This window comes from Fictibacillus gelatini DSM 15865 (genome assembly GCF_000430745.1).
GTDB lineage: Bacteria > Bacillota > Bacilli > Bacillales > Fictibacillaceae > Fictibacillus_A > Fictibacillus_A gelatini.
Window position 1 is genome coordinate 44,654 of sequence record NZ_KE387229.1, and the last position, 23,381, is coordinate 68,034.

General features: G+C 43.3%; 21 protein-coding genes and 1 pseudogene. 9 read left to right on the top strand and 13 right to left on the bottom strand.

The window, feature by feature from the left end; translation table 11 throughout:
- Nucleotides 1–353: 353 nt before the first annotated feature.
- Nucleotides 354–674 (bottom strand): YmaF family protein, encoded by a 321-nt coding sequence (locus H538_RS0118370; protein WP_035351544.1) that lies wholly within the window; start codon nucleotides 672–674, stop codon nucleotides 354–356.
- A 190-nt stretch (nucleotides 675–864) separates the two neighbouring features.
- Between H538_RS0118370 and hemQ the strand changes: the two genes are divergently transcribed.
- Both hemQ and gerQ read left to right on the top strand, forming a co-directional pair.
- Nucleotides 865–1,611, top strand: a complete 747-nt coding sequence (gene hemQ, locus H538_RS0118375) for a hydrogen peroxide-dependent heme synthase (RefSeq protein WP_026678814.1) — start codon at nucleotides 865–867, stop codon at nucleotides 1,609–1,611.
- A 228-nt stretch (nucleotides 1,612–1,839) separates the two neighbouring features.
- Nucleotides 1,840–2,331, top strand: coding sequence for a spore coat protein GerQ (gerQ, locus tag H538_RS0118380; RefSeq protein WP_407636407.1), 492 nt, complete (start codon nucleotides 1,840–1,842; stop codon nucleotides 2,329–2,331).
- A 71-nt stretch (nucleotides 2,332–2,402) separates the two neighbouring features.
- On the opposite strand, the gene H538_RS0118385 is transcribed toward gerQ, so the two are convergent.
- From H538_RS0118385 to H538_RS0118420, 8 genes are all read right to left on the bottom strand, one after another.
- Nucleotides 2,403–2,774 (bottom strand): DUF423 domain-containing protein, encoded by a 372-nt coding sequence (locus H538_RS0118385; RefSeq protein WP_026678816.1) that lies wholly within the window; start codon nucleotides 2,772–2,774, stop codon nucleotides 2,403–2,405.
- A gap of 117 nt (nucleotides 2,775–2,891) precedes the next feature.
- The gene (locus tag H538_RS25795; RefSeq protein ID WP_154658031.1) at nucleotides 2,892–3,068 is read right to left on the bottom strand and encodes a YvrJ family protein; all 177 of its coding nucleotides are present in this window, start codon (nucleotides 3,066–3,068) and stop codon (nucleotides 2,892–2,894) included.
- Nucleotides 3,069–3,198: 130 nt separating this feature from the next.
- Entirely contained in the window at nucleotides 3,199–3,483 is a 285-nt protein-coding gene (locus H538_RS0118395; protein WP_026678817.1) for a YwdI family protein, read from the bottom strand.
- Nucleotides 3,484–3,721: 238 nt separating this feature from the next.
- Nucleotides 3,722–3,958, bottom strand: coding sequence for a hypothetical protein (locus H538_RS0118400; RefSeq protein ID WP_026678818.1), 237 nt, complete (start codon nucleotides 3,956–3,958; stop codon nucleotides 3,722–3,724).
- 378 nt (nucleotides 3,959–4,336) lie between these two features.
- Nucleotides 4,337–5,515, bottom strand: coding sequence for an NAD(P)/FAD-dependent oxidoreductase (locus H538_RS0118405; protein WP_026678819.1), 1,179 nt, complete (start codon nucleotides 5,513–5,515; stop codon nucleotides 4,337–4,339).
- 39 nt (nucleotides 5,516–5,554) lie between these two features.
- Entirely contained in the window at nucleotides 5,555–6,007 is a 453-nt protein-coding gene (locus tag H538_RS0118410) for a helical membrane plugin domain-containing protein (RefSeq protein WP_026678820.1), read from the bottom strand.
- Between the two features lie 284 nt (nucleotides 6,008–6,291).
- On the bottom strand, nucleotides 6,292–6,861 hold the full coding sequence (locus tag H538_RS0118415; RefSeq protein ID WP_026678821.1) for a beta-class carbonic anhydrase: 570 nt from the start codon (nucleotides 6,859–6,861) through the stop codon (nucleotides 6,292–6,294).
- A gap of 119 nt (nucleotides 6,862–6,980) precedes the next feature.
- Nucleotides 6,981–10,481: a bifunctional 2',3'-cyclic-nucleotide 2'-phosphodiesterase/3'-nucleotidase gene (locus tag H538_RS0118420; RefSeq protein WP_035351551.1), complete on the bottom strand. Its 3,501-nt coding sequence runs from the start codon at nucleotides 10,479–10,481 to the stop codon at nucleotides 6,981–6,983.
- A 652-nt stretch (nucleotides 10,482–11,133) separates the two neighbouring features.
- On the opposite strand from H538_RS0118420, the gene H538_RS0118425 reads away from it, so the two are divergent.
- A complete protein-coding gene (locus H538_RS0118425; RefSeq protein ID WP_026678823.1) occupies nucleotides 11,134–11,631 on the top strand; it encodes a YajQ family cyclic di-GMP-binding protein in 498 nt (165 codons plus the stop codon).
- A gap of 33 nt (nucleotides 11,632–11,664) precedes the next feature.
- Here the strand turns inward: H538_RS0118425 and H538_RS0118430 are convergent, their stop codons facing one another.
- The gene (locus H538_RS0118430; protein WP_026678824.1) at nucleotides 11,665–12,036 is read right to left on the bottom strand and encodes an SLAP domain-containing protein; all 372 of its coding nucleotides are present in this window, start codon (nucleotides 12,034–12,036) and stop codon (nucleotides 11,665–11,667) included.
- A gap of 130 nt (nucleotides 12,037–12,166) precedes the next feature.
- Between H538_RS0118430 and H538_RS0118435 the strand changes: the two genes are divergently transcribed.
- From H538_RS0118435 to galU, 6 genes and pseudogenes are all read left to right on the top strand, one after another.
- Nucleotides 12,167–13,762 carry a hypothetical protein gene (locus H538_RS0118435; protein WP_026678825.1) on the top strand — a complete coding sequence of 532 codons (1,596 nt, stop codon included), beginning with the start codon at nucleotides 12,167–12,169 and terminating at the stop codon, nucleotides 13,760–13,762.
- A gap of 462 nt (nucleotides 13,763–14,224) precedes the next feature.
- Nucleotides 14,225–15,259: a Gfo/Idh/MocA family protein gene (locus H538_RS0118445; protein ID WP_035351554.1), complete on the top strand. Its 1,035-nt coding sequence runs from the start codon at nucleotides 14,225–14,227 to the stop codon at nucleotides 15,257–15,259.
- Complete coding sequence (locus H538_RS0118450) at nucleotides 15,256–16,581, top strand: nucleotide sugar dehydrogenase (RefSeq protein WP_026678827.1); 1,326 nt, start codon at nucleotides 15,256–15,258, stop codon at nucleotides 16,579–16,581. Before H538_RS0118445 ends, H538_RS0118450 begins: the two co-directional genes overlap by 4 nt.
- Nucleotides 16,582–16,615: 34 nt before the next feature.
- Nucleotides 16,616–17,875: a glycosyltransferase family 4 protein gene (locus H538_RS24410; protein ID WP_035351557.1), complete on the top strand. Its 1,260-nt coding sequence runs from the start codon at nucleotides 16,616–16,618 to the stop codon at nucleotides 17,873–17,875.
- Nucleotides 17,876–17,908: 33 nt separating this feature from the next.
- On the top strand, nucleotides 17,909–19,009 hold the full coding sequence (locus tag H538_RS24415) for a glycosyltransferase family 4 protein (protein WP_051291560.1): 1,101 nt from the start codon (nucleotides 17,909–17,911) through the stop codon (nucleotides 19,007–19,009).
- 44 nt (nucleotides 19,010–19,053) lie between these two features.
- A pseudogene (gene galU, locus H538_RS24420) lies at nucleotides 19,054–19,929 on the top strand (UTP--glucose-1-phosphate uridylyltransferase GalU).
- Between the two features lie 473 nt (nucleotides 19,930–20,402).
- Here the strand turns inward: galU and H538_RS0118470 are convergent.
- The 3 genes from H538_RS0118470 to H538_RS0118485 all read right to left on the bottom strand — a co-directional run bounded on the left by H538_RS0118470 (nucleotide 20,403) and on the right by H538_RS0118485 (nucleotide 23,367).
- Nucleotides 20,403–21,131 (bottom strand): Wzz/FepE/Etk N-terminal domain-containing protein, encoded by a 729-nt coding sequence (locus H538_RS0118470; RefSeq protein ID WP_154658032.1) that lies wholly within the window; start codon nucleotides 21,129–21,131, stop codon nucleotides 20,403–20,405.
- Nucleotides 21,088–22,578, bottom strand: a complete 1,491-nt coding sequence (locus H538_RS0118475; RefSeq protein WP_026678829.1) for an O-antigen ligase family protein — start codon at nucleotides 22,576–22,578, stop codon at nucleotides 21,088–21,090. Before H538_RS0118475 ends, H538_RS0118470 begins: the two co-directional genes overlap by 44 nt.
- Nucleotides 22,579–22,662: 84 nt before the next feature.
- Complete coding sequence (locus H538_RS0118485) at nucleotides 22,663–23,367, bottom strand: N-acetyltransferase (RefSeq protein WP_081412723.1); 705 nt, start codon at nucleotides 23,365–23,367, stop codon at nucleotides 22,663–22,665.
- Nucleotides 23,368–23,381 lie beyond the last annotated feature (14 nt).

The window sequence follows — 23,381 nt, forward strand, 5'->3', positions numbered from 1 at the left end:
AAAAAGGCCAAGAAACGGTAATATTGGCACAAAGTTAATCATTTCAAGAGACTTGCCGTGAAGCTAATAATAGCTTCTTATATATACACTTTTCTGAGTTTAGAAAAGATATTAAAGAGCGTTATAAAGATGCTAAACCCATTTTAGATGAAAACGGAAACGACGCTTCTGTAGGAGGATCTGGCGGTACAAGCAAAAATTTACCCGAACCCGGCTCCCCATTCCATTCTTATATGGTAGCATCGGTCTTTTCGTTTCCCTCATTGGAACTGGTTATCTTATTTTTCGCCACCGAAGAAAATCCTTTTAAACGAACAAACTCTCCTTCTCTAAGGAGAGTTTGTTTATTAACTTTATCCCGCACTTGTTTTACCTGAGTAATGATGCGTATGCCCGTCATCAAACGTCGTCGTTCCCGAAAACTCATGATAGTGCGTCCCGTTTGCAAGGTGGACGGGTGGTCCTGTATGGCCGGAAAAATGATGGACGTGGCCGTTTTCAAACGTCGTCGTCCCTTGATAAGAATGAACGTGTCCGATTGTATTTTCAGCGGGCGATGTCGTTCCCTGAACGGTATGGGAATGGCCAAAGTCTACCGTTGTTCTTGTCGAATAATGGTGCGTATGGGGAGCACGGTCCGTCCATTCGACTTCCTCAATATTATGTTTATGCATAGAGCCCTCTCCCTTCAGACTTCTTCTTTTATGATGTATGAATGGAAACTATCCAGTATTCCAAAAAATGAACCTTTTAATGGCATTCTGCCGTTTACGGCGGGATTTTTTTGTTTCGGGTTTTCAGTATGGTATAGTTAATAATGGAGTGTTAATTTGTTAATTCATTGATATTAAAGGAGTGAAATTCATGAGTGAAGCCGCACAAACGCTAGAAGGCTGGTATTGTTTACATGATTTCCGCACAATGGATTGGGGCGCATGGAAAGCCCTTTCAAGTGAAGAGCGCGACTATGCGACGAAAGAGTTTTTAACGTTTCTTGAAAAGTGGGAAAACGTTGAAGCGAAAAAAGAAGGAAGCCACGCGCTGTATACGATCGTTGGGCAAAAAGCCGACTTCATGTTGATGCTTTTACGGCCGACAATGGAAGAGCTGAATGAAATTGAAAATGCGTTTAATAAAACAACGTTTGCTCAATATACGATTCCTGCGTATTCATACGTATCGGTCGTTGAGCTGAGCAACTACAATCCTTCGAACGACAAAGATCCTGAGACGGACCCAATGATTCAAGGGCGCTTGAAGCCGATTCTTCCAAAATGGAACTATGTTTGCTTTTACCCGATGGACAAGCGCCGGGAAGGAAATGACAACTGGTATATGCTTTCAATGGAAGAGCGCAAGAAGATGATGTACAGCCACGGCATGATCGGACGCAGCTATGCAGGGAAAGTAAAGCAAATCATTACTGGCTCTGTTGGCTTTGATGATTGGGAATGGGGCGTAACGTTATTTGCCAACGATGTGCTCCAATTTAAAAAACTAGTCTACGAAATGCGTTTTGATGAAGTGAGTGCCCGCTACGGCGAGTTCGGCTCTTTCTATGTAGGAAACCTTTTAGCAAAAGAAAACGTGCCAAAGTTTTTGCACGTATAAGTGATGACTCCCTGTTTTTCAGGGAGTTTTTTTATGGTCTAAACTTCTCTATCCTTTCATATTAATAAAATAGTTTTTATGAACATGTTCACCATTAAAAGAGAAACTCACATAAATGGGGTGAACGGGGATGTGCAGTTATTTTTCCACTTTATCATCCTGCTGTTTTACCAACCTCTGCCAAAAGAGGGCCAAGAGGGTTTTAACACGCATTAGAGGAGGAGTATGATGAATAATCAAGGAAATGGAGATGGAATGATCGGAATGCCTCCTTACTATGGAAGCATTCCACAAATGGGAATGCCGCGGCAACAAGGGAGCTATGCATACCCGGGAACTACCAGTGTGCCGCAGCCATCGGTGCAAGGACCCGGCTCGCCGATGTATCCGCCCAGCCCGCCGGACATCGCTGCACCCGGGCAGCTGCCATTAGAACAATCGTACATTGAAAACATTTTAAGGTTGAACAAAGGGAAGGTTGCTACTGTCTACTGTACATTTGAAAATAATGAAAAATGGAATGCCAAGGCGTTTAAAGGGGAAATTGAGGCGGCAGGACGCGACCATATCATTTTGGAAGATCCGCAAACCCATAGGCGTTATTTAATTTTAATGGTATTTGTCAATTACATTACGTTTGATGAGCCAATTGAATATACGTATCCATATGCCGGCCAACAACAAACCGGCTCGCAAATGGCGACCTATCCTTCGCGGTGATAGCGAAGTGCTGCCAGGGCCTGGCCAAGAGAAAAGCACGTTGCTCATATAAAAGCAACGTGCTTCATTTTTTACAGTCCTTTAACGGCTCCGACAACGAGAAGAATCCAGCCGATAATAAAGGCCAATCCGCCAAAAGGCGTAATGATTCCAAGCTTCGAAATGCCTGTCATACTTAACACGTACAGGCTTCCGGAGAATAAAATAATCCCAATAAACAAAAGCCATCCCGACCAGTTGACGAGGCTTGAATTTGTTAATTTACTGGCGATAAGCGCGACGGCAAGGATGCCTAAGGCGTGGTACATATGGTACTGTACACCTGTTTTATACACTTCTAGCATTTTTTCCGAGAGCTTGCCTTCAAGGCCATGTGCGCCGAATGCTCCTAAGGCTACGGCAAGCGCTGCATTGATTGCGCCAATAATAAGAAACACTTTCATAAGAAATGTCACTTCCCGTTTTTCTTTTATCATATCGAAATTTTAGCATTAATCGCAAACATGAATATTACAATTTTGGGAATGATCACTTGGAGAACTATTGTTGAACCATACTTTCTATTTCCTTCGTTTCACTTTTTTATTTGCTAATTCATCCTGCAATTCTTCAATGCTTTCTTCCAGGCTTCGAATTCGCTTTTCAAATTGACTCATTAAGTAAATAGCCAGTACGACCGGAAAGCCGACATTGCCAAGAAGGTTCACTAAACCAGTCCAATTGTCTGTGCCTACCATCCCCATTCCCTCCTATAGATCATTTACAGAACGTTTGTTCGTAAAATCATTATACTAAAAAAGGGCATAGGTTTCTATACATCCTTCCTCACAAATAATAAATCCATCAAAAGACCTATATGGCGCTCTATTAAAAGTCAAAAATCGATTCACCGTTTGCGTCATCGTCATCATCAAGCTTTGAGCGTGATGGGGCAGACGATACATTGAAGTTTGGCGGCGTTTGAATTGGTGTCGCGGGAACCCACTTTTTGGTTTCTACAACCGGCTTATCATCTTCATCAAGCAAAAGATCGCAAAGCGTTTTAACAGCGACGGCATGCTCACGCAACTTCGGAGAGTGTTCGTCTATTTTTTTCATCTTATCAAGATGCTCTTCCATTTTCGAAATGAGTTTGCTTAATTGAATATTCATCATCATTCACCTTTCATAACAACACTTTAACGTTACCATACCACGTTTTTTACATAAGAAAAAGGACAGCCTAAATAGACTGCCCGAAATCCGCGCGCGTTCTATAGAAACCTCATGGGACAAGCGGTGATCCAGGCCGCTGCCAAATAAGGTTTGCGTTTTTTTCCACCATAAGAAACATATCCGGTTTGCTTTAATTGATCCCCCCCTTTTTTTATGTAATTGCACGTTTTTTTACTTATGACGTATCCAGCCACTCCACCGCCTTCATTTGTTGATAGTTGGCATTGATAAACGTTTCGTTCCCTCCCGCTTCTTTACGGACGGACGCCTTTTTCGCAAAGAGGCAGGCTAGCTTCACATTATTCAACTGCACAGCTTGTCCTACTTTATCGATCAAAAATAATAGCAAACGATTGACAACCACATTCATCGTGACAAGAAGAATGAAAATTAATGATACCATCTGTTCCACTAAAAACCTCTCCTTTCTTTTTTTCAAAATGATCTATATGAAGCACGTGCGTGAAAACGAATCAACCGGTCCCCCTTTCTTCCTGACAAGATCCGTTTCGTTAACTTATCAATGTATGTCTTTGTAAAAATGATTATACGTACTTCAAAGAGAAATGTTTGTCACAATCTGCTTCGTTTGCTAAGTTTTTTCTTACATATCTTTCGCTTGTCCAACAAAATCCGAATGAATTTACAATACTAAGCGGCGTTCAATTAAAAATCAGGTAGTTTTTTTGCCGAGATTTCGCTGCTTTCGTCTAATGAAATGTTGAAAAAAAAAGCTATGAAATCTTTAACAAAGATTTTCACAGCTTTTGAAATGATGATTACGTATGGATTAATACAGTTTACTAAACAAACCGTTAATATGCGCAAGATAACGGACATTACTTGCTTCTTTCATTAAGGATGCCGGAATGCCTTTTAACTTCGTTTTATTCTCGCCGATTGTCGCAATGGCATCTTTACGGCCAAGGCTTCCTAACGTTCCGGAGAAGACCGGTTTGAATTCTTCCATTTTGCCGCCTTTTAAGTATGCAAATAAGTTATAGCCGATTGCCTCACCCATTTGCCATGAAATTTGAGCGGTTGGAGGATATGGACGTCCTTCAGGGCCCATAACTACCGCACTGTCTCCCGCTACAAAGATGTCTTCATGCGATGTGGACTGAAGGAATTCATTAACTGTCGCACGGCCGCGGTTAACTTCAATTCCGCAATTCGCAACAACAGAGTTTCCTTGAACGCCGCCTGTCCAAACCATCGTTTTCGTTTCAATTTTACTTCCGTCTTTCAATTCAACAGTTGTCGCTTCCATTTTTGTTACAGGAACACCTGTAATGAACTTCACGCCGCGGGCGCCCAGACTTGTTTGCGCACGCTCTACTAAATCTTCAGGGAAGCCTGGTAGAATAGTTGGCGCTGCTTCAACAACATATAAAGAAATTTCATCAAAAGAAACACCATATTTTTTGCATAGCGCTGGAATTTCGTCGGCAAATTCTCCGATTAATTCGATGCCGGTTAAACCGCCTCCGCCAACAACGAACGTTGCATCGGCTTTATTTTTTGTTTTGCTGTATTCCTGGATGCATGATTCAACATGCGCACGAATACGGTTCGCATCATCAACAGACTTAAGAACAAAACTGTGTTCCTGTAGTCCTGGAATGCCAAAGAACGCTGTTTCACTTCCGAGCGCAATAACAAGCACTTCATAGTCAAGGCTTGTACCGTCTGCTAAAACGACGCGGTGCTCATCAGGAATAATTTCTTTAACCGTATTGATATTTAAATTGACGTCTTTGCCACGAAGCAATTTTTCTAGTGGCAATGCAACCGCTTTTTCTGCTAAATTCCCTGCAGCAAGACGATGAAGTTCAGTAATAATTTGATGTGATGGATAACGGTTTACGAGTGTAATCGGCGCTTCATTTGCCCCTAAATATTTTCGAGCTGTTAGCGCAGTAAGCAGACCGCCGTAACCGCCGCCCAAAATAACAACTTTTTTTTGCATTTTAACCCTCCGTTCATTCCTTTATCGTAAGTAGATCCATTATTTTTGCTTTTGTCGTTCTGCCATAATGTCTAAATAAGCTTGCGCAAATCGGAATAATTTTTGCACTTGCGGGTCTTTCAACATTTTTAAAAGCCCGAATAAACCAATCGTTGATGATTGATCGGCTTCCGCACGGTCGCTTGCTTCAACCGCGGCTGAAGCCAATTCCTTTACTTTCCCTGTAATTGGCTCGGAAAATTCTTTAATTCCGCCGACAATATCATTAGCCAGCACTTTATCTGTTGATACTGACTTCACGAAGTCGAACGAATCAGTGAGAAACGTAACCATTTCCGCCAATTTAGGAAGATTGTCTACTAGTGTTGACAACGATTCTTGAACTTCAGGTTTAAGTAGTTGATCAAGCACATCAAGTTGCCCACGGCGAGTTTCAGACGATTGAGCCGCAGTTTCGGTAGTAGATGGTTGTTGAGTTGATGTTTCTGACATACTGGAAGTCCTCCTTTACTATTTAAATCGCCATACCATGATAAAGCCACTCCAACTTTCACTATCATAACCAAATCGACTGGCCATGGACGGAATGATGCAGTGAGCAGAACTTTATGATACGGAACGTTTTTAGTCATCTTTATTAGTTTATACCTTTTCGGCCATTGATTACAATTTAATTTGTGAAAAAGTTAGCATAATTCCACATGGAAATTTTAGGCTATTCTATGAAAATAACCAATTTCAAAAAGGACATCCTTAGACGCCCTTCATCTCTGCTTCTATTTGGTCTTTTTATACCCTGCTTCAATGACATCAAGTTTGCCCGTTTTCGGGTCGATCACTAAGCCATGAACCGGAATGTCAGGAACAAGAGGGTGGCTTCTTATAAGGTTCACACTGGCTTTAACGCTTTCTGTTACATCATTAAACCCTCTTAACCATTTTTCCAGGTTAAGCCCCGAATGTTCTAACACCTCAATGGTTTCTTTCTTAATCCCTCTTTCAATAAATTTTTTCTTCGTTTGCTCCGGGTTCAGGTGGCTCATGCCACAATCATGATGACCGATGACAAACACTTCATCGGCGCCTAATTCATAAATGGCGACAATGATACTGCGCATGACCCCGCCAAATGGTGTTGAAACGACACCACCAGCCGACTTGATCATTTTCACATCACCGTTCTTGACGTTCATGCTGGCTGGCAAAAGTTCGACAAGCCTTGTGTCCATGCAAGTAAGAATGACGAATTTTTTATCCGGGAACTTTGTGGTCAAATAAGGCTCATATTCTTTTCTATCAACAAAACCGCGGTTATATTCAATAATATCATCCAATAAACGCCCCAAAGAAACACTCTCCTCTGCTGCAAAGATTCAAACCCTTTAGTACTATTTTAACGATGTTTTCATTTTACAACAACCCGGGGTATCAAAAGGAGGGTGACAGTCGAGTCACCCTCCTTCTTTTACTTATTCAACTTCGTAATCCGGCCTTCGAACTTCGGATTGACTTCCCCTTTTGCCTTAACATATTTCACGAGGGCGTCAAGGTCGACGATGTCAACAACCTGGTTCTTGCCTTCTTTAAACGTCAAAAAGCTATCGCCTCCGCCGGCAAGGAAGTTGTTTGTCGTAATTGTGTACGTTTTCGCCGGATCGATCGGTTTGCCGTCCGGGAAGGTAATGTCGACGATACGATCGCCAGCCGGACGGGAATCGTCGTACGTCACCTTTAATCCCGAAATTTGCAAAAATCTCGGCCTTGTTGGATCGGCCCATTGCTCGTTAAAAATCTTTCTAATCTGTTCGCCGGTCAGTTCCATTTTCACAAGATCATTGCCAAACGGTTGAACGGTAAACAACTCGCCCCATGTAATGTCCCCGGCATTAATATCAGAGCGGATGCCGCCAGGGTTCATAAACGCAAAGTCCGTGCCCGTTTGCGCCTTCATCGAGTCGGCGATCAAGTTTCCTAACGTTATTTCGCCGTCCGCATTCGGGTCCCGGGTAATCGCCTCTGCTGCATGTCCGACTACTTCATTGATGATCGGGGCAACATCCTCTTTATATTTATCAACCATCGCTTTTATATCAGCATCGGGTTGAATTTTATCCCGGTACGTTGTAACGATTTCGCCTTTTTTCGAAACGATGTCTTTCGTATCCGGATCAATTTCAAGGTCTACATCGGAAAAAGCAGTGCCATACGAGTAGGATTGGACAATTAATTTATGATCAACAACTGTGTTCGTAAACGCATGATTATGCCCGCCAAATAACACATCGACTTCATCATCGATTTTATTCGCGATATCGACTAATTCTCCCGTTGCACCTGTCCCGTCAAAATTGGAGTTGGCCGGGTTGTGGGCAAGAACGACAATCGATTTGACCCCTTTCGCCTTTAACTCCTCTGCCGCTTTATTGATCGCTTCCGTTTCATCCGTAAACTGCACGCCGGCTACACCGCTCGGAATGACGATGCCTGGCGTGTCGGATAAAACAACACCTATGAAGCCGATCGGAATGCCATCTACTTTTTTAATGACGTACGGATCGAGGATCGGTTTTTTCGTCTTTTCATCTATCAAGTTAGCGGCTACATATGGAAAGTTAGCCCCTTCAAACGGCCCGTATTTCCCTTCTGTTTTCGGGTGGGGACCGCCATGGATGAGGCGAAGCATTTCCGCTACGCCTTCGTCAAATTCATGGTTGCCTACAGTCCCGACATCAAAGCCGAGCTTGTTTAAAAAACGGATGGTTGGTTCATCTTGAAGGAGCGCCGACACCGGGGAGCTTGCCCCGACCATGTCGCCCGCTTCAACAAGCAATGTATTCGGATTTGTCGCCTCCCGCTGTTTTAAATAAGCGGCTAAATATTCGGCCCCCCCTGCATTCAATTTCGCATTGTATGTGTCGAGCTGCCCATGAAAATCATTGATTCCGAGCAGCTGAACTTTCACATTTTCCTTCTGCTTGGCAGGAAGCTTGAATGAATATTTCGCAAATCCGTCGGAGCTTTCCCCTTCATAGCGAATCGAGCCGTCTGCTGGAACGACTTTTTGCGCATCAGGTGAAGAGTCGAACACGATGTTCGGATGGCCGCTGACTGCGGCAAACGTCCAGTTGTTATCCGCACTCGGATCAATTTTCTTCTGTTCAGTAATATAATCGATCAAAACTTGCCGGTTTTCATCCGGGTATAATTGAACATCTTTCGCATTTTTTACACCCGGGAATGTTTTAGAGCTTGCCCGGTAGTTATTGGTTACGACAATAAACTCCTGCTTGTCATCAACTGGCTTACCGTTATACTCAAGGTTTTTAATCCGATTGGCGTCGGGATTGATGACGTTCCCGCTTTTGTCATACTTTGCAGGCTGCGAGACGTCAATTTGATACGTAACCCCATCGAGTGTATCAAAGTTGTACGTTGGATAATTGTTATTAATTAAGTTTTGCTCGCCCTCTTTGTTCGGGTCAATCTGGTTGAATTGGCCAGCCGACATCTCCAGCCATTCCTTCACATCCGCTCCGGTAATCTTAATGGTCGCTACCGTATTGTCGTATAAATAAAGGTCGGCGGCATTTTTAATCGCCATCGTTCCTTTAGGAATGTACGTATAGTAGCTCGCGCCGTTCCGTCCGCCAGCTTTAAACGGAGCGCCTGCTGACAATACTGGCAAGCCCTCATCTTTCGTTCCTTTTAGTTTTTTGTCGATGTACCACTTCTGGGCATTCGTTACAATTTGAACGGACGGGTCATCCTGGACTAAGGCAAAGTAGCTATGAATATCCGCCGTTGTTTCCCCTATTGGCTGGCGGACATAATTAATCGTCCCTAAATGGTCTTTAATGACGGCTGCCAAAATCGACGGATCCGGCTTGGCCAAACTTTTCTTATTCACTTTATCGTAAATCGCCCGCAATTCAATGTTGGATTCGGCGATTTTCCATTTTCCTTTTTCTTTTTTCAACGTTAAGTCCATCACGCCAAGATGGTCGCCCCATTTTCCGGACATGATGACCGGTTTGCCGTGAATGAGCCCTTTATCGTTATCCACATCCGGAATGCCTTTAAAGTCGCCCGGGAATAACTTATGGTTGTGGCCTGAAAATACGGCATCAATTCCATTGACCCCGGCTAAATCAACGGCTGCATCTTCTTCCATTTCTGAATATTTGCCATCGCCGATTCCGGAATGGGCAAGGGCGATAATCATATCCGCGCCGGCCTTTCTCATTTTCGGCACGAATTTCTCTGCCGTTTTTACAATGTCTTTCGTAATGACTTTCCCCTCAAGATTCGTTTTATCCCATTGTGTAATTTGCGGCGGGGCAAAGCCGATGACTCCGATATTGATTTTCTGTTTTTTGCCGCTTTCATCAATGAATGTCTTTTTTAAAATTTTATACGGTGTGAAATAGTTTTTATCATTGTTTGGATTATTGTCATGGTCATCCTTATAAATATTGGCATTCACATATGGAAAAGGAGAATCATCTAATACTTCCGCTAAATAATCAAGTCCGTAGTTGAATTCGTGGTTCCCGAGTGATGCTGCATCATAGTTTAAGAGTTTCATTGCTCTAAAAACAGGATGCATTTCACCGTCTTTCAACTTCTTTACCTTTGCCTTATAATCTCCGAGTGGCGTTCCCTGGATTAAGTCACCATCATCAAACAGCATCGAGTTCTTTACTTCTTTTCTTGCCTGTTTAATTAATGTGGCGGTTCTCGTTAAGCCGAACTCTTCTGTCTTCGCATCTTTGTAATAATCATAATCAACGATGTTTGTATGAATGTCGGTCGTTTCCATTAGCCTTAGCTTTACTTCGTGTTTCGGCTTTTGATGAGGCTTTTCTGCCTTCACTTCCTTTGTCCAGGCAGGAGCAGCCAAAACGGATAATGTTAAAGCCGTGGCCAATAAAGAACGCCCCATCTTGCGGATGGACTCCCCTTTCATGTAAATCCCCCTTGTAAAATTTAGTAGCTTTCGAATCTATTATAATATTGGAAAAATCCGTTGTGATTAGTATTTTGCACCTGCTAGATAAATTGAGAAAATATTACTACGAAATTGGTATTTAAATCCACCTCCCATGCTGAACTAGTGCCCCTTCTAGAAAAATAGTTTTCAGTACTCGTTATTTTAAGAACACCTCGTTAGATCTGTGAAATGAGGAAAAACGATCACGAATCGTTACATCATTTAAAACGATTTCGTTCTCGGACAATAAGGGCTCTTATTTGGACAATAAGTCATCCGGTTTAGACAATAACATCTTACTTTTGGACAATAAGCGAAAAAAACTACTCATTTTATTGTCCGACTGAGGCTACTTTTTGTCCGATGGAAACGATTTATTATCGGAAATCCACTGTTTATTGTCCAAATGCCATGAAAATAGCACCACACTACGACACTAGAGAAGTTTGATCCTGTTTTTTCCTTCTATTTTTTACAGGCGAAAATGGATTCTTGAAAATAAGAACTTTCTTAACTGAAAGGGCACTAGTAAAAAAGCCGAAACCATTTTAAACCGCTAAAAATTCGGATATACTTGAGTAGAATGATATAGTCGGAAACCATTACGAGAATAGGAGGTTTATCTTAAATGAGTAAAGAAAGTTCGTTTGACATTGTTTCAAAAGTCGATCTTTCCGAGGTTGATAATGCCATTAATATCGCTATGAAAGAAATTGCTAACCGCTATGATTTCAAAGGAAGTAAAAGTGAATTGAAACTGGATAAGTCAACCGGTGAGCTTACGCTTGTTTCAGATGACGAATATAAGCTGGAGCAGTTGAAGGATGTATTAATTAGCAAACTTATTAAACGCAATGTACCGATTAAAAACTTGGACTATGGGAAAGTCGAGCCAGCCTCAGGCGGAACGGTCCGCCAACGGGCGAAATTGGTTCAAGGGATTGACAAAGAGAACGCGAAAAAAATCAATACGATCATTAAAAACTCAAAACTGAAAGTCAAAAGCCAGGTTCAAGATGATCAAGTCCGCGTGACCGGCAAAAGCCGCGACGACCTGCAACAAATCATCGCTCTTATCCGCGAAGCCGATCTTCCAATTGACGTACAGTTTATTAATTATCGATAATATCACGGGCTGCCGGAGAAATTTCGGCAGCCCTTAACTTATGGATAGCGATCCTTTTTCCAGAACTGAATCCTGTTCAAAACTTCCAACCGGGAAAATAAACGTCCAGGGCATGCTCGTCTTTCCTGGAACAACCAGCGATGGCAAGTAGAACGTAGACCCCGCGGCCGCCTTTCCATTCACTACATAAGATAAATGAATTCCATCAAAGTTGATCGGATCCCTGGTAAAATTGTTGATGATCACCGTTATAAGCCATTCCCCTTTATGGTTCACCGCTTCCCATAATGGAGTAAACGTTATCCCTTCTCCATTATGTATTTCCCGGAACGCCCGTTCAATTTCTGTTCTGTCCTTTTGCGAAATTGCTTTTTCCCATGATTCCTCTAATAGTAGTTGTTGCACGCTCTTCACCTCTTTCCTACGACTATAGCATACTTTCTTGCTCCAAAAAAATCTCAAAAAAAGGAATTTTTGAAACCATTGTCGAAATGCTTCTAGTCAGATACTTAAGAATTAAAAGCGAGGTATGATCATGTCGAATGTCACAGCAAGCTCCGCCACGGGAGAAAAAATGAAAAAGAAACCGGATAAAAATATAGCCGGATTTCTCCTCCCTCTAGTTGCCATACTTATTTTTTTCAGTTTGGTGATCGTCCATAATGTGAAGGGTGAAACGAAACTCCCTTCTAAAAAATGGAGCCGCTCTATCCAGCTTCCTGCCCTTTCAGATGATAAAGCCCCTTTCATGTGGCGCGGGGATCATGGCTTTGACCTTTATACAACAACGGAAAGCAAAATGACGCATTTAACAGTAGACGATAAGCTTAATGTTAAAAAGTCTTCATCGATACGTGTTCATACAGACAAAAACAGTCCGTTCTGGGCCAATAAAAACAAAGTGTTCGCCCTGTCAAATGGGAACTTGACTCTTTTTACAAAAAACGGCGAAAAAGTCATTGACCAAAACGTTGATAGCCTTGCCGGTAGTCAGGACGCTATTATGTATTACAAAGGAAATAAGCTTTACATTTTAAATCCGGAAACGTTAAAGAAAACATTTATTAAAACAGAAAAGCATCTTATCGCGGATGTTGTCGGCAATCCGGGCTCGGCTTCATTTTTGGTCGCAACGGGAGGCGACTCGGAAGTCAGGCTGTCCTACTTCCAAAAGAGCGGCTCCGGATACAAAGAAATCCCTGTTTTAACCGAAACGAAAGGCGTCGATGAAAGCATGTTCGGCTATCACTTTGCCGAAGATGGTAATAAGCTTGCTGTTTCTTTTGTCAAAGGCACGACGAAACAAGGGACAAAACAGTTTTATGCCTATTTAGGAACAGGGACTCTTCCCCAATTAAATAAAGTGCCTTTTCATAAAATTCTCTTTAGCGATAAAGAAAACGGGCGGACGATTGAAAATCCCGACAATATAAGGGTCTCATTTGAGGGGAATGATCCGACCTTACTTTTCTCTGCAACAGGGCCGATTAATCATAAAAAAGAGGCAATTAATGTTTATAAAGCGGAAAAAGAAGAAGGGAAATGGGTAGCTGCCCGGATCAGCACGACACCCGGAATGTCGCAATATGCCATGCATTTAAATAAGAAAACGGTGATTTGGCTGAATAACAATCGCGGGGATCAATTTACTCTTTATGGGGCAAGCCAAAACAAGCAGGTAATAGCGGAAAGCCAAAAGATGGCGAAGGCGGACTTTGAAAATAGCATCATTGATGCTTTTTCCTCTATTCTCGTTTCGTTTATCGTCATGACGAATGCCTTTGTCTGGATTATTCCGCCGGCCCTGTTCCTTGTCATTTTGTATGTAGTGAAAATCAATGAAATTGAAGATGATAAACTGTGGGTGAAAATAACAGCGATCGCGCTTTATCTCGCCACCCAATTGTATGTCATTCAAAAACTGTTTAATGCACGGTTTGAAACGTTCGCGCCGCCCTATCTCACCTTTGCCGGAAGCCATTATCTCATCCCGCTCTTCATCGGCCTTCTCTCGCTGGCGATAGTAAAAGCCGGAAAAGGAGCCGAATGGGGCTTATTCAGTAAAGTGGCTTACTTTATTGGAGTGGACGTATTGATCGTCATGTTCCTGATCGGACCGTATGTTTATTAAAAACACCGATATCCTTATCCCGGATATCGGTGTTTCATTGTTCGTAATCATTACATTACATTTACAGTATCTTCATAAACCAATCAATCTGGCTTAATAGTTAAAGCTTATCATGAACTTAAATCAACATCGTTACCCGTAGTGAATCCTTCGAAAAGGGGAGAGGCTAGCATGGACGTTAACGAAAATTGTGATGTAATGATCGGCTTACTATGGGGTGTCGCCATGTGCACACCCGTCTGGCTACTCTTTGGCGTGCTTTACGTTTTATTTACTTGATAGATCAAGAAAGACCTCCTATTCCACGAAAGGAGGTCTTTCCTTTTGAATCCGCCTTTACATTCCTTCATATTTCTTCACATTCGCTTTACAAACACTTTACCGAGACTTAACCGCGCAGAGCCTGTAAATACGTTAAGGTGAATATGAAGATGTCAGAAACAAAATAAAGGAGTTTTGATCATGATCCATTTCGCGATTGTTGGCTGCGGCCATATTGCTAAAAAGCATGCTGAAGCGATTGAACAAATTCCAGATGCTAAACTGACAGCCGTATGTGATACCGTGCCTTTCCATATGGACTATTACCGTGATCGATATAATGCAGAAACCTATATTCATTTCAACGAATTGTTGGATGATCCGGCCATTGATGTGATCAATATTTGTACGCCAAGCGGTTTCCATGCGGCTCTTGCCGTCCGCGCAGCAAAAGCAAAAAAACATATCATCGTTGAAAAACCGATCGCGTTATCGCTTGAAGATACCGACCAAATCATCCGCGCCTGTGAAGAAAACAGCGTCAAACTTGCAGTCATCCACCCGAACCGCTTTCGTCCAGCGATGATGGAGCTGAAAAAAATTGTCGAAAGCGGGAAGCTCGGAAAAATAAGCCATGTGAATGCGACTGTCCGCTGGAATCGAAACCAGAGTTATTATGACCAGGCGCCATGGCGCGGAACGAAATCACTTGATGGCGGAGTATTGATGAACCAGGCCATTCACAACCTTGACCTCATGCTGTGGATGATGGGTGGAGTTCAAGAGGTGTTTAGCATGAGTGCAACGAGATTGCGAAACATTGAAGCAGAGGATGTATGCACAGGTCTCGTTAAATTTGCCAACGGGGCGCTTGGCGTCATCGAAACAGCAACCACCGTTTATCCACGCAATTTCGAAGAATCACTGAGCATCTTTGCGGAAAACGGAACGATCAAGATCGGCGGCCCGTCTGCCATACACATCGAACACTGGGACGTGAAAGGCATGAATCGTGAGGAAGTCGACCGTTTCGTCAGCCAAATTGAAAAGGATCCTTATGGCAAGCCAGGACATCAATGCTTGATCGAAGACATGATTCAGGCGATCAAAGAAGACCGGCAGCCTGCCGTAACAGGAACTGACGGGAAGAGGGCATTGGAACTTGTCCTTGCAATGTATAAATCAGCCGAAACGAATCAACCTTTCAAGCTAACATACGAGGAGGTTCCACGATGATAGAAGTTCTAAATGAAACAACGTTGCTCGAAAAAATTGAAACGAAAGAAGCAGTTATTGGTGTCGTTGGCCTTGGATACGTTGGCCTTCCGCTCGCTGTGGAAAAAGCAAAAGCTGGCTTTAAAGTGATCGGCTTCGACATTCAGGAAAGCCGCGTCAATATGGTGAACGAAGGAGTGAACTACATTGGCGATGTCGTTGATGAAGAACTCGCCGAACTGGCTCTAGCCGGACGAATCACGGCAACGACCGACTATTCCTTCATTCGCGAAGTCGACACTGTTGCGATCTGTGTTCCAACTCCGCTTGATACGTATTATCAGCCTGACACTTCCTATGTTGAAAATTCGGCAAAAGAAATTGCCAAATATGTCCACAAAGGGATGCTTATCGTACTGGAAAGCACCACCTATCCGGGAACGACCGAAGAACTGCTCTTGCCGATCATTGAATCAAGCGGCCTGAAGTGCGGGAGGGATATATTCATCGCCTATTCCCCGGAGCGGGTTGACCCGGGAAATAAAATCTACAATACGAAAAACACGCCAAAAGTCGTCGGCGGCGTTACACCGGAATGCACCAAAATTGCCGCTGCATTATATAAGGCGGTTCTTGAAAGCGACATTCATGAAGTATCGAGCCCGGCTGTCGCTGAAATGGAAAAAATATTGGAAAACACGTTCCGCAACATCAATATTGGACTCGCCAACGAGATGGCGATTTTATGCCATAAAATGAACCTCAACGTTTGGGAAGTGATTGAGGCGGCGTCAACAAAGCCATACGGATTCATGGCGTTTTATCCGGGGCCGGGTCTTGGCGGACACTGCATCCCGATTGATCCGTTTTACTTAACATGGAAAGCGAGAGAATACCACTATCATACACGTTTGATTGAAACGGCAGGGGAAATCAACAACAGCATGGCCGACTTCGTCATTGACCGCTGTATGAGAATTTTAAACCAGGAGCAAAAAGCACTAAAAGGCGCAAAGGTGGTATTACTCGGTGTTGCCTACAAAAAAGACATTGATGATATGCGCGAATCACCGGTGCTTCCGATTATTGAACAGCTTGATCAGTCAGGTTCCGAGTGGACGGTTGTTGACCCATATGTCGCTTCTTTCAAATATAAAGGAGATATGGTTCGGACAGTGCCGCTTTCTAAAGAGCTACTTGAGAATGCTGACCTTGTCATTTTAACAACGGACCATTCGAATTTCGACTATGAAATGATTGCCGAACATACAACCACGTTGTTCGACACGAGAAATGCGTTTAAAGGATTGGCAACGAAAATTAAAAACTATCATTTGCTTTAATCAAACTATTGTCTCGGACTTGGAGTGAGGCCATTTGAACATTTGGATATTGAACCATGTTGCATTGAAACCATCAGAAACAGGGATTACGAGACATTATGATATCGCCCATCAGCTTGTGAAAAGAGGGCATCGTTTACGGATCTTTGCCAGCAGCTTTTTAGCCTATAAATTTGTCTGGCGGAATAAGGCAAGAAAAAATTACAGCGAAAACGTCAATGGCGTTGAATTTGAATGGGTCTGGACTCTTCCCTATAAAGGAAACGGCGTAAAGCGCATTTTAAATATGGCAAGTTACTTTTTCATGGCGCTTTATAGGGGGATGCGGATGAAGGAAAAGCCGGATGCGATTGTCGGATCTTCCGTCCACCTGTTCGCCTGCCTTGCCGCCTATTTCCTCAGCAAGTGGAAGCGAGCGACTTACATTGTTGAAATACGAGATCTATGGCCGCGAACATTGATTGATTTAGGCCAAATGTCTGAGAGGCACCCCGCGGTCCTTCTATTTGGGACAATTGAAAAATTTGTATGCAAGCGGGCCGAACGAATCATCGTTACGCTTCCGGGAGCGGCTAATTATATTAAAAGCCTCGGCGTGGATGAAAGGATCATCCACGTCATCCCAAACGGAATACAGATGGGCCGCATTTTTGAAAAAGAAAAGGAAACTTCGCTTGCTGCCGCCATCGGCAAAATCAAGGAGAAGCACGGAAAAGTGGCGATGTATGTCGGGTCCCACGGAATGGCCAACTCTCTTGAAACAATTGTAAAAAGCGCAAAATGGACAGATCCTGAGGAAGTCGCTTATGTCTTGATTGGGGAAGGTCCTGAAAAGCCGAATTTAAAAACGCTTGCAAGCGAATTTCAAAACGTCTATTTTTTCGACGGCATACCGAAACAAGAAGTCATGCCGACACTGAATCTCGCTGATGTACTGATGGTGTCCATGCTCGATACACCACTTTACAAATATGGAATTAGTTTAAATAAGTTAAATGATTATTTACTTATTGGGAAACCGATCCTTTTTGCGGGAGAGGTGTATAACAACATCGTAGAAAGAGCGGGGGCCGGGATCACCGTGCCGCCTGAGGATGAAAAGGCGTTTGCGGAAGGGCTAAAGAAATTGCTGTCTTTATCAGCACAAGAGCAACTGGAAATCGCCGCCTCAAGCTTTCGCTATGTTAAAAAGCATCATGACATAGAGCGGCTTGCGGAAGAATTCCTGGCTATTTGCACGTTGGAAGATCAACAATATGTTCCGAAACGCATGGAAAACGGGGCTGTTCAATGACGATTGCAAAGCCCCGAAAAACAAGGAGTTAACATGAACACCCAATTAATTGCAGCAACGATTGCTTCTTTTTTGACGGTTCTCGTGGTTACACCATTCATCATTCAATTGGCGCATTTTTTTAAAGCGACCGATCAGCCGAACGAGCGGAAGGTGCACAAGCAAATTATGCCCCGCTGGGGTGGGCTTGGGATCTTTTCGGGCGTAGTCGTCGGCTATTTCATTTCTGGCCTCTATCAGGAGGAAATGACGGGAATCATTGTAGGAGCGATCATCATCCTTGCGATAGGAATGGCAGACGATAAAATCGGTTTATCGCCAAAAGCGAAACTCATTGGGCAAATCGGCGCAGGGATGATTGTAGCGAAGTCCGGATTGACGATTGACATCCTGGCCATCCCATTTGTCGGAAAAATCGACCTCGGCGCTTTCGCTTTTATCGCCTCCGTAGTATGGATTGTCGCGATTACGAATTCGATCAACCTGATTGATGGACTTGACGGGCTGGCCGCCGGAGTATCGGTCATCGTTATCGGTACGATCGCATTTATGGCAGGGACTCACGGACATGTGATGATTTTGACAATGGCTCTTTTATTGATTGGTTCTACGTCAGGGTTTCTCTTTTACAACTTCAATCCGGCGAAAATTTTCATGGGAGATACGGGATCTTTATTCCTGGGGTATTCCATTTCCGTTTTATCGTTGCTCGGCCTTTATAAAAGTGTCACACTGTTTAGCTTTGTCGTTCCGATCATCATTTTGGGCGTGCCGGTTTTTGATACAACATGCGCTATTCTTAGGAGGATCGCCCATAAAAAGCCCATCTCCTCTCCGGATAAAGGGCATTTGCACCACCGCTTAATGAGCCTGGGATTGTCCCACAAAGCCACGGTATGCATCATTTATATGCTCAGCCTGCTCTTCAGCATTTCCGCCTGCCTTTTTGAGGCAAGCACCCTCTGGGGCGGAATTGCCATCACGTTCAGCCTCCTACTTATGGCCGAAGTCATTGCCGAGCTGATTGGCCTCGTCCATCATAAATACAGACCGGTATTATCGCTTTATAAAAAGATATCCGGAATAACGGCTTCCTTAAATGAAACGAAAAACAGAAACTATAGCAACAAGTGATGAAGCTGCTTCCCATTTGAAAGAATGACCATAGAGGAGTGAGCATTGTTGATAAAAAAGCAGTTATTCCGGCAGCGGGGCTTGGCACCCGCTTTTTCCCTGCAACGAAAGCCCAGCCAAAAAAATGCTGCCGATCGTAGATAAACCGACGATTCAATATATTATAGAAGAAGCAGTGAAATCGGGAATTGAAGATATTATCATCGTTACCGGACGGAACAAGCGGGCGATTGAGGACCATTTTGACAAATCCGTGGAATTGGAGCTATTGCTTGAAAAAAACAGGAAAATGGAGCTCCTTCAAATCGTTGAGAATATATCCAACATGGTTGACATTCATTATGTCCGCCAAAAGGAGCCTTTAGGCCCTGGCCATGCCGTTTGGTGCGCAAAAAAATTCATTGGGGATGAGCCATTTGCCGTCCTTCTTGGAGACGACATTATCGACAGCCGCGTGTCGCGCTAAAGCAAATGATAGACCAGTTCAATAATGTCCGGTCTACGATCCTTGGCGTAAAAGAAGTGCCCTTACAAGACGTCAGCAAATATGGGATCGTTGCCCCCTCCCGGAAATCTGAAGATTTATATAAAATTAATGGGCTTATCGAAAAACCATCCATTGAAAAAGCGCCATCTAATCAGGCCATTATCGGGCGCTACATATTGAGCCCGCAAATCTTCGCCATATTGGAAAACGGAAGGCAGGATGCGGAAGGGTAAATTCAGCTAACCGATGCGATCGACACTTTATTGGAAAATGAAGACGTTTATTCGTACATCATCGAGGGCAATCGTTATGATGTTGGTGATAAGTTCGGATCTTGCAAGCTTCCATCGACTTTGCCTTGAAACGCGATGAACTGAAAGATAAGCTGTTCTCCTATCTAAAGGAAACCGTCCATCAACCGACACTTCTTTAGAAATGCTAGATCTCCATTAAAAAACCCGGGGACCCGAAGCCCCTTCAGCTAAGAAAGATCTTATTTTCAAGAATCAATTTTCACCTGTAAAAAAGATAAGAAGATGAAAGCAAAAAACAGGATCAAACTTCTTCAGTAGTAGTGCTAATTTCAGGGCATTTGGACAATAAACAGTGGATTTCCGATAATAAATCGATTCCATCGGACAATAAATGGCCTGTGTCGGACAATAAAATGAGTAGTTTTTTCGCTTATTGTCCAAAAGTAAAATTTTATTGTCTAAACCGGATGATTTATTGTCTAAATAAGAGCACTTATTGTCCGAGAACGAAACCAGTTTAAATGATGTAACGATTCGTGACCGTTTTTCCTCATTTCGCAGATCTAACAAGGTGTTCTTAAAATAAGGATGCTCACTTTTTTAGAAGGGGCACTAGAAAAAGTCCATCCTTTTGGAATGGACTTTTCGAATTTTATTCAATTGAAGTCATAATTCCGCCGACTTCCTTATTTTCATGGCGCTCCCTGAAAATCTCCGGTAGCAATAAGAGCGTGGCGCTAAGCATTATTCCGATCAGTAATCCTAATGCCGCTTGATGCAAAGGATTTGCCTTTAAAGGAACGATCGTTGGCTGATCAATGATTTCCGCAGGTTTCACTTTATACAAACTGGATTGTAATTCAAACAACAATTTTTCCCGGTTGACTTTCCCCTCGTCGCTTGAAACATTCAAATTCTTAACCTGGTTTATTTTTTGCTGCAACAAGGCGGTCCACTTGTCTTTTTCAGAATCGCTTTTTTGCAAAAATGCATCGACAATTTGCCTTAACATCCTTTTAGCATTCGATTGGTTTCCATCTGTCAATGAAACGGTCATAATCGTGTCTGACTCTTGCAAAATGTCCAAGTTGTCTTTGAGTCCATCCGTTTTTTTGTCTAATCCATCAATGTCGGAAAGAAACTCCTTGCTTGTGATTAACTGCTTTGCTTTAGCCACTGTATTGTAGGAAGAATTATCAAATTGGCCAAGCGATATTTTGGCCGTTGCCTCATACGAAGAGGAAGACATGACTGCTGTGAAATAGGCAACCACCGTCGTTAAAACTGGGACCAATAAAAAGAGAAGGAAATACTTCCGCAATCGCCCCATTATTCTATTAATCGAGTTTTTCAATTCGCTGTCCATAGACGACTCCTTCATGTTTTATTCTCCAATAATTGATAAATCCAATCGCAAATGCGAACAATAGCCATAAATAATTTAGGGCAATTTGTGAGCTCGGGCTGATGCATGAAAGGGAAAATGCGATCATGCCGCCGATCAGGCCTTCGCTGATCATTCGGTCACAGCCTCTTGCCTGCTTGAATATAAAAATGAGCCGGCAAATAATCCAGGCATATAGCAAAATATAGCCAACAAAAACCGCCATCCCATAGTTGACCAATATTTCGACCCACCAATTATGGACATTGACAATTCCAGCTGTCGGATATTTGCCAAAGTGCCCCATGTAAAACTCTGCATTTCCGGGTCCAATTCCAAACCCGAAGCTTTGTTGAAAAAACAGCAAGCCATTTTTGATCAAGTTGGAGCGAATGTCAACAGATGCATTTTCTTTCGCTGGGCCAATCATTAAACTATCGACGATCTGTTTGGCAAAATGAATGAACTCCAGCACTTTTTCTGTATAGATGGCCGATAGGAGAACACCTCCCGCCAAACCAATGACCATCAGCCCGACTTTCGCCCTTCGGCTTGCCAAAAATAAAAACCAAAAGCCCATCCCAAGGCAAACTGCGATAAAATTGGCTCTCGATGACGTCAAGAGAAGAATATACAATGATAAGATAAGGAAAACGGCTCCTATCCATCTAAACGCGAGATGCTTTGCCCGGTGGACAAAAGAAAGCAGCAGAAAAAAACTAACCGCTATGAAACTCGCAAAATCATTTTCATTAACAAATACGGCTGTCGGGATGCCATGTTGATCAGCCGGGGCCATCTTCATTCTCGAAACCGGCAAATAGAGATGGGTGACATGATTCCAAAGGCCAATCGCAACAAGCAGGAGAAACATGCCAATCCATATATAAAACAGATGCCGAAAATGGCTCTGTTCTTGAAAAAAGAAAACGATAAAAAAGATAAGGGAAATTCCAATCCCCAGGAAAATAATGGACAGGGCCCCCATTTTAAGCGAACGTGACCAACTTAGCGATGCAATGGCATATACCACCCAAAAAAGATGAAAAAGCAATGCCGGTTTTACCTTTACCCGCCGAAAGTCCAGTTGGATTCTATTTTGCGCGATGAAAATGGCCGTCACAAACAGCAGCATGAGATAGATCATTCGATAGGGAAATAGACTGATTGGCCCTACTTGAATGTTAAGAACGGCCGCCCCCAAAAAAGAGCTGATGATTAACAAATAGAGCAAGAACGCTGGCAATGATAGTGAGGCGATCTGTTTTCTAAGGTGCCATACGCCGATTAAGACCACCAGATAGATCACGGAGAGCCCCGCCATAAGCTTTGCCGATTGAAATGGAAGATGGCTTGTAAGAATGGTTCCTGCAAACAATGAAAAACAGACTGCTAGTATGATTTGAACAAACTTAGACTGGATGAGGGTCCAAAGGTTAAACATTATTTCATATGCCCCTTTCCACAACTTCCCCGTTGAAGGAGGCCGCCGCCCTCATTTTCTTCAGGGCGGCCATATCAATCCGGGTCATTCTTGATTTCTCAACAGCTGGTTTTGAGGGACTTCCCTCAGCTTTTTGGCCGGACAGCCCGCCACAATTTCTTCCTTGAGAACGTCCTTTGTCACGACGCTCCCGGCGGCAACGGCTCCATCCTCCCCAATCACTTTACCCGGCAAAATCGTGGCATTTGCCCCAATCCTGCCGCCCTGTTTAACCGTAATCCCTTTGAAATGATCAAATCGTTCTTTCGATCTTGCCATGAAATTATCATTGGTTGTCACGACACCCGGAGCGACGAAAACAAAATCTTCAAGTTCTGAGTATGCCGTGATGTAGCAATTCGTCTCGAGCTTGCATTTCTTTCCGATCACGCAATCATTTTCGACTGCAACCCCGCGGCCAACGATCGTTTGATGGCCTATAGCCACCCGCTCCCTGATCGTCGCGAGATCGGCTATAAAACAATCGTTTTCGATCACAGCACCTGCATAAATGATAGAAGATGTGCCAATTGTCACCCCTGAACCGATTTTCGCCGGGGGAAGTGTTTTTAATTCAGGCAGCGCCGAATTTTTTGCCCTCAACGGCTGCTTTCCGATCACGGCATTGTCCTGGATGACGCAGTTTTCGCCGATGGAAACCCCATCATAGATGACGACATTATGGCCGATGATGACATTGTCGCCAAATGTAACATCCGTTCTGATAACAACATTTTGCCCTAGTTGCACTGTCAATTTCGTAG